The sequence below is a fragment of the Sphingobium naphthae genome, from assembly GCF_043589935.1.
In the GTDB taxonomy this organism is placed as follows: Bacteria; Pseudomonadota; Alphaproteobacteria; order Sphingomonadales; family Sphingomonadaceae; genus Sphingobium; species Sphingobium naphthae_A.
In genome coordinates this window covers 133080-144992 of the sequence record NZ_CP171455.1, presented here as the reverse complement: position 1 = coordinate 144992, position 11913 = coordinate 133080, and the positions used below count along the sequence as shown (strand labels likewise).

Here is an 11913-nt window from a genome sequence, read left to right as displayed (position 1 = left end):
GTCGGACCTTATTGCGCGCTGGCGACGGGGACGGGCTTGACGGTGGCGTCGGGCTGCACCTTGTCCGTGCCCTCCACGATCAGCCGGTCGCCCGCTTTCAGCCCGGCGGTGATCAGCCATTTGTCGCCGATCGCCTGGGCCGCAGTGACGGTGCGCTGCTCGACCTTGTTGGCCTTGGTCACGACCAGCGCCGTGGCGTTGCCCTTGGGATCGCGCGCGATCCCCTGTTGCGGCGCCAGGATGGCGTTGGGCACCACAGACTGGGGCGCGACCACCCGCACGAACATGCCGGGCAGCAACAGCCCGTCGGGATTGGGGAAGTGGGCGCGCAGCGTCACGGTGCCGCTGTCGGGATCGACGATCGGTTCGGCGAACTCGATCCGGCCCTCCAGCGGATAGTCGCTGCCATCCTCCAGCTTCAGGCGGATGGTCGCGCTGGCCGGCAGCGTTTTGCCCGACGCCAGCGACCGGCGCAGCGCCAGCAATTGCGCGCTGGACTGAGTGACGTCCACATAGATGGGGTCCAGTTGCTGGATCGTGGTCAGCGGGTCGGCCTGGCTGGCCGTGACCAGCGCGCCCGGCGTGAACAGCGTGCGCCCGATGCGGCCGCTGATCGGCGCGCGCACCAGCGTGAATTCCAGGTTGACGTTGCTCGTCTGCAGGGTGGCGCGCGCCTGCTGCACCGCCGCCTGCGCCTGCCGCGCGGTGGCGATGACGTCGTCGCGGTCCTGCGCGCTCACCGCCTCGGTATCGCCCAGGCTGCGATAGCGCTGCGCCTTGGCCTGGGCGGCGGCTGCCGTCGCCTGCGCGCTGGCGAGGGTCGCGAGCGCCTCGTCCCGCGACGCGCGATACAGGCGCTGGTCGATCTGGTAGAGCGGCTGGCCTGCGCGCACCATCGATCCTTCGGTGAACAGCCTTTTCTGGATGATCCCCGATACCTGCGGCCGCACTTCCGACATGGATGTGGACACGGTGCGGCCGGGCAATTCGCTCGCCACCGTCACATTCTGCGCGCTCAGCGTGACCACGCCGACCTCCACCGGTCCCTTTTGGGGGGCCTTTTCCTGACTGCAGGCTGCGAGCAGCATCAGCAGGGCTATGGGTGCGACCCGAAGGCCATGGGAACGTGCGGAGGTCGGCATGGGTCGGCGATCAGTCCTTGGCGTCGGCGTTACGGGCTCCTGCGATGCCGCCCGTCAGCGACAGGGGGATGCTCGGGCGCACGCAGGGGAGGGGGAGGGGGCGCGCGCAGGCGATCAGGCCTGTCTGTCGGGGCTTTCCGGCCATCATGGCGGGAAGGGTCATCGCAGGAGCTCCGCTTTGCGTCGGCATCAGGGGGATGGCCGACCGCGCTCTCTTCGATATTTTGCGCGTCACGTCATAGTGGGACTTGTTTTCGCTTGCGCTCCATCTGTTGCGTCGCCGCGCTGCCGCGTATCGCTTTGTATCAGCCTGTATCGCGTGCGAAGAAGCGCAGACTTTGGGCGTGCGACGCGGTAGGAGGGGCGCCATGCTGGATTCATCCCCTGCCCGACCGGCCACCGTGCTGGTGGTCGATGATGATGCGGACATTCGCGACCTCATCATCGGCCAGTTGCATCAGGAAAATTATCGCCTGCTCGCCGCTTCCAGTCTGGCCGACCTGCGCCGCATCCTGCGCGAGGAGGCGGTGGACCTCATCGTCCTCGACCTCAACCTGCCCGATGGCGATGGGCTGATGCTGTGCCGCGAACTGCGCGCCGACGGGGCGGAGGTGCAGATCATCATGGTTACGGCGCGCGGCAGCGCCATCGACCGGGTGCTGGGCTTGGAACTGGGTGCCGACGACTATCTGACCAAGCCGTTCGAGCCGCGCGAACTGCTGGTGCGCATCCGCAACCTGCTGCGGCGCGGGCGCAGCGATCCCGCCGCGCGTCCGGCGGCGGCGCGCTTCGCGCGCTTCGGTCCCTGGCGGCTGGACCTGCAGCAGCGGCGTCTTGTCGCGCCCGATGACAGCCTGGTGATGTTGTCGTCGGCCGAATTTCGCCTCCTCTCCCGCTTCATCGAGGAGCCCAATGTCGTTCTCTCGCGCGAGACGCTGGTGCCCGAACGCCGCGCCACCGCCGCCTTCGATCGCTCGATCGACCTGCAGGTCAGCCGGCTGCGCCAGAAGCTCGCCACCATCGAGGGCGGCGACGAGTTGATCCTGACCGTGCGGGGCGAAGGCTATGTGCTCGCCAGCGGGGTCGAGCATCTATGACGCGGCTGCAACCGCTGGCGCGCATCCGCGCCTTTTTCGGGACGATGGCGGGGCAGATCTTCCTCATCCTGACCCTTGGCATGTCGGTCGCGGCGATCATCGCGCTGCTGGCTGCCGAACAGGCGCGGCATCATGATTTCGAACGCATCCGCCGCGCCCGCGTGGTGGCGAGCGCGGTCGACATTGCCGACCGGCTGCAGCGCGATCCCGCGCGGGTGGAAGCGATGATGGCCAATCATCGCATCGTCGGGGCGGCGATGGCGCCGGCGGGCGTCGCGCTGAGCGATACCGACGGCGAGCTGGAATCCATTCTGTCGGAGCGGCTCGGCGCATCGTCACAGCCCGAAGCGGGGCAGGTGCCCGCCGGGCTCTGCTTCCCCAGCCGCGGCGACAAGGAACGCGCCGCCGGCATCATCGACGCGCCCCGCCCGGACTGTTGGGTGGTGCGCTTCACCGACCGGCATGGTGCGCGGCGGGCCATGGCGTTGAGCTTCCCGCGCCTCGCCAAGCCGCCCAGCACCATCTTCAACCCCCTCTACCTGCTCGTCATCATCGTCGCCTCGGCAGGGCTCGCCATTCTGGTCGCGCGGTCGGTGGCAAAGCCGCTGCGGCGGCTGGAGCGCGCGGCGGAGGCCTTTTCCCTCTCGCTCGATCCCGAGGAGATACCCGAGCGGGGACCGGAGGAAGTGCGCGCCGCCCTCTCCACCTTCAACCTCATGCAGCGGCGGGCGCGGGCGGGCTTTGCCGAGCGCACGCAGCTGCTGGCGGCGATCAGCCATGATCTCCAGACCCCGCTCACGCGCATGCGGCTGCGGCTGGAACTGGTCGAGAATGGCGAGCTGCGCGAGCGCTTGCTGGCCGATCATCAGGCGATGCAGACGCTGGTGCGCGAAGGGCTGGATCTCGCCAGCAGCACTGAATCGCGCGAGGAATGGTCGGTGATCGACATCGATTCCCTGCTCGCCAGCATGGCCGAGGATGCCGAGGATCTGGGCGCGCCGGTGCGTTTTGTCAGCGGCTGCGGCGGCACGGTGCGGGTGAAGCCCAACGCGCTTACTCGCTGCATCGCCAATCTGGTCGACAATGCCGTCAAATATGGCGGCGGCGCGGACATCAGCTGCGCGCGCTCGAGCGGGCGGCTGATGATCCATGTGCGGGATTCCGGCCCCGGCATTCCGGCCGACCAGATCGACCAGATGTTCGAGCCCTTCACCCGCGGGCCGAGCAGCCAGCCCGGGGGGCGTCATGGCACCGGCATCGGCCTCACCATCGCGCGATCGCTCGCGATGAGCTTCGAAGCGTCGGTGCGACTGCGCAACGCGCCCGAAGGCGGCGTCATCGCGACCATCGAGATGAAGAGTTGAGCGCTCAGGCGCCCTTGAGCGCGCCGGCCAGGCTGAGCAGCACCGCCGCCGCCGCGCCATGGACCAGCCAGCGCGGCCGATAGCTCAGCCCCAGCAGCAACGTCCCGCCGATCAGTGGCAGCAGCCCGATCCAGCTGACCAGCCCGACGCCCCCCTGCCAGTGCGGCAGTATCGCCAGCAGCGATCCCAGGATCAGGCACCAGCCGACCGGCGCCAGCAACGGCGCGGTCGCTGGCTGGTGCCAGGGCCCCGCGAGCGCCCGGCGGTGCCGGCTCATGCTCGCGGCGATCGCGAACAGGCCAAGATAGAGAAGGCCCGCCGCCGCGATCATGCCGGCGCCATCCGCCGGCGCAGCGGCATCGGCGCGCTCAGCCGCCTGGTTTGGCGCAGGATCACAGGCGTCAGCGCCAGAGCGACGCCCAGCAGCATGAGGTTGATCGTCACCATCACGGGGCCCCCCGCCCAGATCGGGCCCAGCAGCGCGGCGCAGGCGCAGGCCACCGCCAGCGCGCCCAGCAGCACCGGCCAACCAATAGTGGGCCGTAGCGCCAGTCCGACTACCACGACCGCGCCCGCGCTCCACAGCGCGCCAGACACCTCCGCCTGCGCGCGATCCGCCAGGCCCAGCGGCAACAGCCGGTTGGCGATCAGGAACGCGGCCGCTCCGATCGGCGCTCCGGTCAGCAGGCCCACGTTCAGCCGTTCCAGGATGCGGTTGCCGATCGACAGCGGCGCGCGCTCGCGGCGCTTGACGATCCACAGCACCATCCCGATGGCGATCGCCATGGTCAGCATTGCGCCGCCCAGGAAATAGAGCCAGCGAGTCAGCTCCGGCGCGAAGCGCGCCATGTGCAGGCCATAGACGGTCTGATAGGCGCGCACCGCCGGCCGGTTTTCGGTCCAGGCCTTCAGCACCGCGCCGGTCGCGCCGTCGAAGCTGATTTCGCCCGGCATATAGCCGATCGCCGTCTGGTCTGATGGATAGACGACGACCACCGCTCGCTTGTCGCCGGGGTTGAAGACATAGACGCGGCCGATCGGCGCGCCGCCAAAATGGCGCTGCGCGTGTGCCAGCATCGGCGCGATTGGGGCCAGCGGCGCCTTTTCACCCAGCGCCGGGCGCGTCACCGATCCGGGCGTCAGGTCGCTGTAGAGGGTCGCGACGTCCGCGCCATAGCCTGCCGCCATCCCCCAGGGCAGGTTGAGCGACGCCAGCGTCAGCACGCCGGTGAAGGTGATCATGATGTGGAAGGGCAGCGCGAGCACGCCCAGCGCATTATGACCGTCGAGCCAGCTGCGTTGCCCCTTGGTCGGGCGGAAGGTGAAGATGTCCTTGAAGATGCGCTTGTGCGCGATGATCCCCGTGACCAGCGCGGTCAGCATCATCATCCCCGCCAGCGACGCCAGCAGCCGCCCCCAGGGATAGGGCAGTTCCAGTTCGAAATGGAAGCGGTAGAAGAATTCGCCGCCCAGCGTCTCGCGCGCGACCGGCGCGCCGCTGACCGGATCGAGCGCGCGCGTCACATAGCCGCCAGCGCCGTCATAGGTCGCCTGGACGGCGTTCTGATGGTCATCGGGCGCGGTCAGGAACCAGCCGGTCGATCCGCTGCTGTTGCGCTCCAGCCAGCGGGTCGCCGCGACCATGGCGTCGGCGGGCGCGGCGGAGGCGGTCGTTTCCGGCCGCATCCAGCGGCTGATCTCGGCCTTGAACACGGTGAGCGTGCCCGTCAGGCACATGAGGAACAGCACATGGCCCAGCAACAGCCCGGTCCAGCCATGCAGCCAGGCCATGCATTGGCGCATCCCTTCGCGCACCGCCGCCGATGGCAGGGCGCTCATGCCGGCTGCCCCGCGGCCCAGGCGCCCAGCGCCAGCAGTCCCGCGACCAGCGCGATGCCGGCCAGCGCGCGCCAAGGGCCGCGCGCCAGAAAGGCCCAGATGGTGACGGCGGGCGCCGCCAGATAGGCGATCATGGTGGCGGTGGTGACGGCCTCGACCCGGCTCATCGGCAGTGTCCGGGCTAGCAGCGCCGCCGTCAGCGCCATGACCAGATAGGCCCCGACCGACCCGGCCAGCACGCGCAGCGCCACATTGCCGCGATAGCGCCAACCCTCCTGCCGCCGCTTGACGGTCATCGTCACGCCCCTCCGCTCTGGCGCAGCGCCGCCGACAGGCTGGTCGAGCCTGGCAGGAGGCGCGGGTGACGGTACATGCGGGTTCCTTCGAGCGATCGATCCGCGCGCTCGATAGGCCAATCAGGACATGCGAGTCAATCGCATTAGCAGGTTGAGAGGCTGCTTCAGCGCCCGGCGTCGATCCGGCTGCCGATCATGTCGTTGCGCGCCCGGTCGATCGACCAGAGCAGCCCGGGCTTTATCGGATCCCAGTCGATCGCCTGGCCGGGCGAGGCGAAGCCGATGGTGCGGCGCAGCTCCAGCGTCGATCCCGCCTCCGGCAGCGCCAGTTCGTAGATTTCCGGCCGGTCATGACCCGTGACATAGAGCCGCCCGTCCTTGCTCCAGCTCATGCCTGAACAGCTTTTGGGCGCGAACCGCGCCAGCACCTCCGCGGGAAAGACCCAGGCGGCCTCCTGCCGGAACTGGTCGTCCATCCGCACCAGCAGCGTATGGCGATAGTCGCGCCCTGGCTCCCCGCCCTTGCCCTCATAATTGGCGAACACCGCCCACCATTTGCCGTCATGCCGGTCCATGACGGTCAGCGATCCGGGTCCCAGGCCCAGGCTGACGGTGCGCAGATGGCGCAGCGTGGCAAGATCGAAAAACTCGACCGCGCTGGTCTGCGGCACGGCGGGATAGTTGGACGCGGCGCAGACCAGTTCGCGGCCCGCCACGGTGCAACTGTTCATGTGCGGGAACAGCCGTCGCTCGCCCTGCCAGCTGGCGACGCGCTGGCCGTCGCGCAGGCGATATTTGCCGATCCGGTCATTGTCGATCGCGTAGAGATGAACGCCGTCGGACGCGACGCCCTGATGCGCTTCGGGCGCGGGGAGGCGTGCGACCACGGGCGCAGGCGGCGGGGACGGGGCGTCGGACCCCTGCTGGGCGGCCGCCATGGCGCTGCCGGTCAGGCCCGCGCAAAGGATGAGGATGGACGTCAGGCGACCCGCCATGCTGCTGCTCCCGTCATGAAGCGGTGAGCGATAGGGGCCCAAGGCTACAGAAAAATGGCAGGGGCTTGCGCGTTCACAGCGCCAGCTTCGCCGACAGCAGCAGGCTGCGCGCCTGGTCCTGCGCGCGCAGGCCAAGCGGCGTCCCTTCCCCCATGAAGCTGCTGCTCGCCAGCCGGTCCGGATCGGCCAGACGCAGGGCCAGCGTCATGCCGGGCGCGCGCGGCGGCTGGTAGGCGATCGCCGCCGACAGGCGCAGCGCCCGATCGTCCGCATCGGCGCCGGTCAGCAGCGCAGGCGCGCTCGATCGCGCGGCGCGCAGGCTGGCGCGCCATGGCCCCGCCTGCCACTGGCCCTCGGCCGCAAGCTGCGCTTCCTGCCCCGCGCTGCCGCCCAGCCGGTCGACCCGCGCCAGGGCATAGCGCAGCGCGCAGCGGATCGTCGGGCCAAGCTGCCGGCTTGCGCTGATGACGCCGCCCTGCACATCGGCCGATCCGTGATTGACGGGCAGCGCGCCACCCGCGCCGAACAGCAGCCGGTCGTCCAGCCGCCCGCCATACAGGTCGATGCCGATGCTCGTCCCCGGCGCCGCCGTCCAGTGTGCGCCGACCCGCATCCGCCGGTGCCGCTCGGGTCGCAACATGGCCTGCACCCGACGGAAATCCTCGCGCGTCAGCGCCAGCGGCCCACTCATACCGACATCGGCATAGCCCAGCAGCGCCTCATCATAGCCGGCCTGCAGCGCCAGGTCGGCGCGCGCCGACCACAGCAGCGCGGCATGGGGCTGGAACCAGTCCTTGGCGCGCAGATTGGCGTTGCTGTAGGCGGCGGTCACATTGGCGTTGCGGTTGCTATATTTGGCGCCGGTCCAGCCCAGCCGCAGGCGCGCGCGTTCGTCGATCGGCAGCAGTCCTTCGACCTGTATGGTGCGCACGCGGGTGCGCGACAGATGCGGCGCGATCGGCCCGGTCGAAGGCGTTCCGCTCGCGCGCTGCTGCGAAAATTGCAGCGTCTGCCGCACCACGCGCACATCGACCGAGGCCTCCTCGCGCGGGGGCGGGGTCTGGCGCAGGTCCAGCCCGGCCGGCCGGGCGGCGGCGCGATCGTCCGGCCGCAGCAGCGTCATGCGCACCGGCGGCTTCAGCGAGAAGCGGGCAGTCTGGTCGATCGAATGGATCTGCGCCTGCGCGGCGGGACAGAACCCGGCCAGCAGCGCCGCGCCGGCGATCCGCCCGATCATGGCCGCGCCTCCGTCGCGAGGCCCGCCAGCGCCACTCGGTCGGCTCCCGGCGCGTAGCGCAGCATATAGCCGACATGGTCCGACAGCGCGGTGTCGGGCGCTGCGCCGAACGGCACCCGCGCCTGCGCGACCGTCATTGGCCGGCCCGCGCCGTCGCGGGCGAACAGCCAGTCCTTGCCGCGCTCGGCCGTCGCCGCCAGCGCCGCCTGCTCCTGCGGCAACGGGGCCTGCGCGCGCAGCGCGCCGCCCAGTTGCGGCGCGACGAAGCCCATGCCCGCGTCCGCCCAGCGTCCGAAAAAGGCGCGCTGCCGCGCCGGATCGCGGCCGATATTCATGTCGCCGCCCAGGATCAGCGGCGCATCTTCGGGCACCTGCGCCCGCACGAAGCGCGTCAGCAGATCGACCTGCCGTTCGAAGGCGCGTTGCGACCGGGCGATCGGCACGCCCGCCGCCTTGCGCGCGTTGAGATGCGTGTTCACCACATGCACCGGCTGCGCCATGCCCGGCACCGCCAGCCGCGCCACTAGCGCGCCCTTGTTGGCGAGGCAGTCGAAACCGGCGCAGGCATGGGCCGGAAAGGCCAGGCGCGCGGCGCTCAGGATCGGATAGTCGGACAGGATCAGCAGGCCGCTGCCAAATTGCTTGTCCGCCGCTTCGCCCCGGTCCCAGCGTACGCGCGCCAGATAGGCGCGATCCTGCGCATTGACGGGCGCGGGGCCGCGCATGCGCCTGTCCGGCCCGGCGACGACATGGGCATAGCCCGCGCGCGCCGCGATGGCCCTGGCTTCGGGCGTGAAGGCTTCCTGCAGCAGCAGGATATGCGGCTGTCGCCCCGCGCGGCGCAGCGCCGCCAGCCGGTCGCCGATCTGCGCCAGCGCGTCGGCCCGGCCCCAGGCGATCGGCCAGGGCAGGCCGCGCACATTATAGGTCATGACGCTGAGCGGATCGTCGGCCGAAGGCGCGACGACGCCCATATCCTGAAAGCGCGCAAGGCTGAGCGGTCGGCTGCCGGTCGTCCCGGTCGCCACCATGACCGTCAGGCTCGCAAACAAGATGATGCGCAGCGACTTCAGCATGACCCTAACCCCCAGCGCCGGCCTTAGAGCGGCTGTGGGTCAGGATGGCGAAAGGCAGGTGGCAGGCCGATGAAAGTTCAGCGTCGGCGCCCTTCACGAAAAGGACACCGCTTTGTCATCATCCGCGCCGGCGCGTCAGCCTTGGGTGGCGTTCCAGCCGTCCAGGAACGCCTGCGCGGCCTCGCCCACCTGCGCCGCCGTCGCGCCGGGCTTGTAGAGCGCCGAGCCCAGGCCAAAGCCGTTCGCGCCCGCCGCGACCCAGGGCGCCATATTGTCGGGATTGATGCCGCCCACGACCAGGATCGGCAGATCCTTGGGCAAAACCGCGCGCTGCGCCTTCAGCACGGCGGGGGTCGCGGCCTCGGCGGGGAAGAGCTTGAGCGCGCTCGCCCCGGCCTGCACCGCGGCGAAGGCTTCGGTCGGCGTGAAATAGCCGGGCATGGAGACGAGCCCCGCCTGCGCGCTTTGCGCGATTACCGACAGGTCGCTGTTGGGCGAGATGATGAGCCGCCCGCCCACCTGCTGCACCGCGCGCACCTGATCGGGCGTTAGCACGGTGCCCGCGCCGACCAGCGCCTGTCCCTCCAGCCGCCGCGCCAGCCGGCGGATGCTGTCGAGCGGATCGGGCGAATTCATCGGCACTTCGATCAGGGTGAAGCCCGCGGCCACCAGCGCGTCGCCGATCGGCTCGACCTCGTGCGGGCGCACGCCGCGCAGGATCGCGACCAGCGGACAGCGCGCGAAGGCGGTTGCGAAATCGAGGCTCATGTCAGATTCTCCCAGAGGCGGGTTGCGCCGGCGATGAAGGCGGCATGGCTGTCGATCCGCACCGCCCGCCCGCCCAGCTGCTCGATCGCGCAGGCATAAAGCGCGCCAAGCGCCGGATCGGCGAGCAGATGCACGATGTCCTTGCCCGCATGGGCGGCGCAATCTGCGCCGATCAGCAGGCCGCTGACATAGGCGGCGGCGTCGGCCTGCGCGCGCAGGCCCAGCAGGCTGGCGGGGCGCACGCCGAACAGCGACGCCAGCAGGTCGCCGCGCGCGCCGTCGCGCACGCCGTCGGCAAAGGCGTCGCCCGGCACGACCTCGCCCGTCATTTCCTGCCCGATCAGCGCATGTTTCCTGAGCAGCGCGAACATCTCGCCGGTCATGGCGGTGACGAAGCGCGCGATCGCGCCATCGCGCATCCACGCCCACTTGCAATGCGTGCCCGGCTGGCACAGCAGCGCGTCGGGCGGCGCCAGCCCCGCGGAAATGGCGCCCAGCAATTGCACTTCCTCGCCCCGCATCACGTCGCCGCGCCCTTCGGCGACGTGGCGCACGCCCGGAATGATGCGCACGCCCTCCATAGGCGCGACCATGGCGGCGGACAGCTGCTCCAGCGTGGCGGGGGTCGGCACATAGCCCGCATCCACCCAGCCGCGATTGGACCCGACCATGCCCGCCAGCAGCATCGACGCGTCGCCCAGCGCTGCGCGCAGCCGCGCCACTTCCTGTTCGAAGCCGCCGGCCGGCACCGCGGTCACGCCCAGCGCGTCCTGCACGCTGTCGATCACCGCGCCCGCGCGGATGCGATAGGCGCGCCGGTTGGTCGTGCCCCAGTCGACGGCGATGAAGTCCTGCTGCCTCATATTGTCCGAGTAGATCGCGCCTGCCGATTTGGCAACCGCCCGGTTGGTGCACATAGCCGGCACGCATTGGCCGATGGCGCGTTCAGCTTGCGTCAAAGCGGCCAGGTTCATCGCCCCGGCCGGACAATGAAGGGAGACACGCCATGCCGCCGACCCACGCTCTTTCCGACCGGCGCACCCTGATCGCGACGCTGGCGCTGCTGCCGCTCGCTGCCTGCGCGACGCCGATGGGCCGCTATACCGTCGAACAGGCCGTGCGCCGGCTGCTGCAATTGTCGAGCGAGCGCGCCTTCGCGCGGCTGACCGAACCCGGCGGCTTCTACGACGACCAGTTGACGCGCATCACCCCGCCGGACCTGGGCGGCGGAAACGGCGGCGCCGTCCTGTCCGCGCTGCTGCGCACCAATGCCGTGCGCAACCGGGTGGCGATGGCGCTCAACGATGTCGCGGTCGATCTGGCCGACAATGCCGCGCCGATCGTCATGGATGCGGTGCAGCGCATGACGCTGGCCGATGCTGTCTCGGTGCTGCGCGGCGGCCCCACCGCGGCGACCGACCTGCTCGCCCGCGAAGCGCGGGGATCGGTGGTAGATGCGCTGCTTCCCGGCGCATCGCGCGCGCTGCGGTCGGACATGTTCGAAATGCTCTCGGCCGCCTTGTCCGCCAGTGGCGGGCGCGACTATGCGGCGCTCGCCGACAATCTGTCGAACCAGATCGGCGACGCCATTTTCCGCGCGATCGGGCGGGAAGAAGCGGAAATCCGTCGCGATCCCCGCGCGACCGGCGATCCGGTGTTGATCGCCCTGCTCGGTTAGGTCTTGATTTCGTCGCCGGGCCATGGTGACGCAGACGCATGGAACAGAAATTTCCCGGCGTCGCGTCCATCCCCTGGGATCAGCCCGCGACCATGATCGACCTGGACGGCAAGCCGCCGCTGATCGGCACGATCCGCGACTGCGCGGTGCATTTCGGCCTCTACAAGCCCCATGCCCGCGCCCAAGCCCGCGTATTGCTGACCCAGCCCGTCCATCGCGAAGGGCGCAAGACCCGCACCTGGCTGCTGGAGCCCGAGGAGATCGAAGCGCTGGCCGAGCGGCTGAAGCGCGAGACGCACTGAGCCTGGCGCGACGCGCTCAAGGCGCGCGGGGTTGCGTGTGCGGCGAAGATGCGGCACAAGGATGATAACGCTACCATATAAGGAGAGGGATCATCGTGCATCTGTCGGCTTCGCTGTCG

Annotated in this window: 14 protein-coding genes; 4 read left to right on the top strand and 10 right to left on the bottom strand. The window is 70.0% G+C overall.

Going from position 1 to position 11913, the window contains the following annotated elements; all coding sequences use genetic code 11:
- Window positions 1-8: 8 nt before the first annotated feature.
- Both ACGGKE_RS15795 and ACGGKE_RS15790 read right to left on the bottom strand, forming a co-directional pair.
- A complete protein-coding gene (locus ACGGKE_RS15795; RefSeq protein WP_394442918.1) occupies window positions 9-1088 on the bottom strand; it encodes an efflux RND transporter periplasmic adaptor subunit in 1080 nt (359 codons plus the stop codon).
- A gap of 64 nt (window positions 1089-1152) precedes the next feature.
- On the bottom strand, window positions 1153-1305 hold the full coding sequence (locus ACGGKE_RS15790; protein WP_394442916.1) for a hypothetical protein: 153 nt from the start codon (window positions 1303-1305) through the stop codon (window positions 1153-1155).
- A gap of 205 nt (window positions 1306-1510) precedes the next feature.
- Here ACGGKE_RS15790 and ACGGKE_RS15785 point away from each other — a divergent pair, with 205 nt between their 5' ends.
- Together ACGGKE_RS15785 and ACGGKE_RS15780 are read left to right on the top strand one after the other, a co-directional pair.
- Entirely contained in the window at window positions 1511-2239 is a 729-nt protein-coding gene (locus ACGGKE_RS15785; protein WP_394442914.1) for a response regulator transcription factor, read from the top strand.
- Entirely contained in the window at window positions 2236-3603 is a 1368-nt protein-coding gene (locus ACGGKE_RS15780; RefSeq protein WP_394442912.1) for an ATP-binding protein, read from the top strand. The genes ACGGKE_RS15785 and ACGGKE_RS15780 overlap by 4 nt, the downstream gene beginning before the upstream one ends.
- Before the next feature lie 4 nt (window positions 3604-3607).
- Here ACGGKE_RS15780 and ACGGKE_RS15775 read toward each other — a convergent pair whose 3' ends face one another.
- From ACGGKE_RS15775 to ACGGKE_RS15740, 8 genes are all read right to left on the bottom strand, one after another.
- Entirely contained in the window at window positions 3608-3934 is a 327-nt protein-coding gene (locus ACGGKE_RS15775; RefSeq protein ID WP_394442910.1) for a DUF3325 family protein, read from the bottom strand.
- Complete coding sequence (locus tag ACGGKE_RS15770; protein ID WP_394442908.1) at window positions 3931-5442, bottom strand: PepSY-associated TM helix domain-containing protein; 1512 nt, start codon at window positions 5440-5442, stop codon at window positions 3931-3933. Before ACGGKE_RS15770 ends, ACGGKE_RS15775 begins: the two co-directional genes overlap by 4 nt.
- Window positions 5439-5738: a ketohydroxyglutarate aldolase gene (locus ACGGKE_RS15765; RefSeq protein ID WP_394442906.1), complete on the bottom strand. Its 300-nt coding sequence runs from the start codon at window positions 5736-5738 to the stop codon at window positions 5439-5441. Before ACGGKE_RS15765 ends, ACGGKE_RS15770 begins: the two co-directional genes overlap by 4 nt.
- A gap of 164 nt (window positions 5739-5902) precedes the next feature.
- Entirely contained in the window at window positions 5903-6733 is an 831-nt protein-coding gene (locus ACGGKE_RS15760; protein WP_394442905.1) for a hypothetical protein, read from the bottom strand.
- A 73-nt stretch (window positions 6734-6806) separates the two neighbouring features.
- Window positions 6807-7970, bottom strand: a complete 1164-nt coding sequence (locus ACGGKE_RS15755) for a hypothetical protein (protein ID WP_394442903.1) — start codon at window positions 7968-7970, stop codon at window positions 6807-6809.
- A complete protein-coding gene (locus tag ACGGKE_RS15750) occupies window positions 7967-9046 on the bottom strand; it encodes a sphingomyelin phosphodiesterase (RefSeq protein ID WP_394442902.1) in 1080 nt (359 codons plus the stop codon). Before ACGGKE_RS15750 ends, ACGGKE_RS15755 begins: the two co-directional genes overlap by 4 nt.
- Before the next feature lie 135 nt (window positions 9047-9181).
- Complete coding sequence (locus ACGGKE_RS15745) at window positions 9182-9814, bottom strand: 2-dehydro-3-deoxy-6-phosphogalactonate aldolase (protein WP_394442900.1); 633 nt, start codon at window positions 9812-9814, stop codon at window positions 9182-9184.
- Window positions 9811-10677, bottom strand: a complete 867-nt coding sequence (locus tag ACGGKE_RS15740; protein WP_394442898.1) for a 2-dehydro-3-deoxygalactonokinase — start codon at window positions 10675-10677, stop codon at window positions 9811-9813. The genes ACGGKE_RS15745 and ACGGKE_RS15740 overlap by 4 nt, the downstream gene beginning before the upstream one ends.
- A gap of 143 nt (window positions 10678-10820) precedes the next feature.
- On the opposite strand from ACGGKE_RS15740, the gene ACGGKE_RS15735 reads away from it, so the two are divergent.
- A complete protein-coding gene (locus tag ACGGKE_RS15735; RefSeq protein ID WP_394442895.1) occupies window positions 10821-11492 on the top strand; it encodes a DUF4197 domain-containing protein in 672 nt (223 codons plus the stop codon).
- Between the two features lie 38 nt (window positions 11493-11530).
- Window positions 11531-11794: a hypothetical protein gene (locus tag ACGGKE_RS15730; RefSeq protein ID WP_228165290.1), complete on the top strand. Its 264-nt coding sequence runs from the start codon at window positions 11531-11533 to the stop codon at window positions 11792-11794.
- Window positions 11795-11913 lie beyond the last annotated feature (119 nt).

Coding starts and splice junctions, on each gene's coding strand:
- ACGGKE_RS15795 (WP_394442918.1), bottom strand. CDS start 1,088: ATGCTGCTCGCAGCCTGCAGTCAGGAAAAGGCCCCCCAAAAGGGACCG.
- ACGGKE_RS15790 (WP_394442916.1), bottom strand. CDS start 1,305: ATGACCCTTCCCGCCATGATGGCCGGAAAGCCCCGACAGACAGGCCTG.
- ACGGKE_RS15785 (WP_394442914.1), top strand. CDS start 1,511: ATGCTGGATTCATCCCCTGCCCGACCGGCCACCGTGCTGGTGGTCGAT.
- ACGGKE_RS15780 (WP_394442912.1), top strand. CDS start 2,236: ATGACGCGGCTGCAACCGCTGGCGCGCATCCGCGCCTTTTTCGGGACG.
- ACGGKE_RS15775 (WP_394442910.1), bottom strand. CDS start 3,934: ATGATCGCGGCGGCGGGCCTTCTCTATCTTGGCCTGTTCGCGATCGCC.
- ACGGKE_RS15770 (WP_394442908.1), bottom strand. CDS start 5,442: ATGAGCGCCCTGCCATCGGCGGCGGTGCGCGAAGGGATGCGCCAATGC.
- ACGGKE_RS15765 (WP_394442906.1), bottom strand. CDS start 5,738: ATGACCGTCAAGCGGCGGCAGGAGGGTTGGCGCTATCGCGGCAATGTG.
- ACGGKE_RS15760 (WP_394442905.1), bottom strand. CDS start 6,733: ATGGCGGGTCGCCTGACGTCCATCCTCATCCTTTGCGCGGGCCTGACC.
- ACGGKE_RS15755 (WP_394442903.1), bottom strand. CDS start 7,970: ATGATCGGGCGGATCGCCGGCGCGGCGCTGCTGGCCGGGTTCTGTCCC.
- ACGGKE_RS15750 (WP_394442902.1), bottom strand. CDS start 9,046: ATGCTGAAGTCGCTGCGCATCATCTTGTTTGCGAGCCTGACGGTCATG.
- ACGGKE_RS15745 (WP_394442900.1), bottom strand. CDS start 9,814: ATGAGCCTCGATTTCGCAACCGCCTTCGCGCGCTGTCCGCTGGTCGCG.
- ACGGKE_RS15740 (WP_394442898.1), bottom strand. CDS start 10,677: ATGAGGCAGCAGGACTTCATCGCCGTCGACTGGGGCACGACCAACCGG.
- ACGGKE_RS15735 (WP_394442895.1), top strand. CDS start 10,821: ATGCCGCCGACCCACGCTCTTTCCGACCGGCGCACCCTGATCGCGACG.
- ACGGKE_RS15730 (WP_228165290.1), top strand. CDS start 11,531: ATGGAACAGAAATTTCCCGGCGTCGCGTCCATCCCCTGGGATCAGCCC.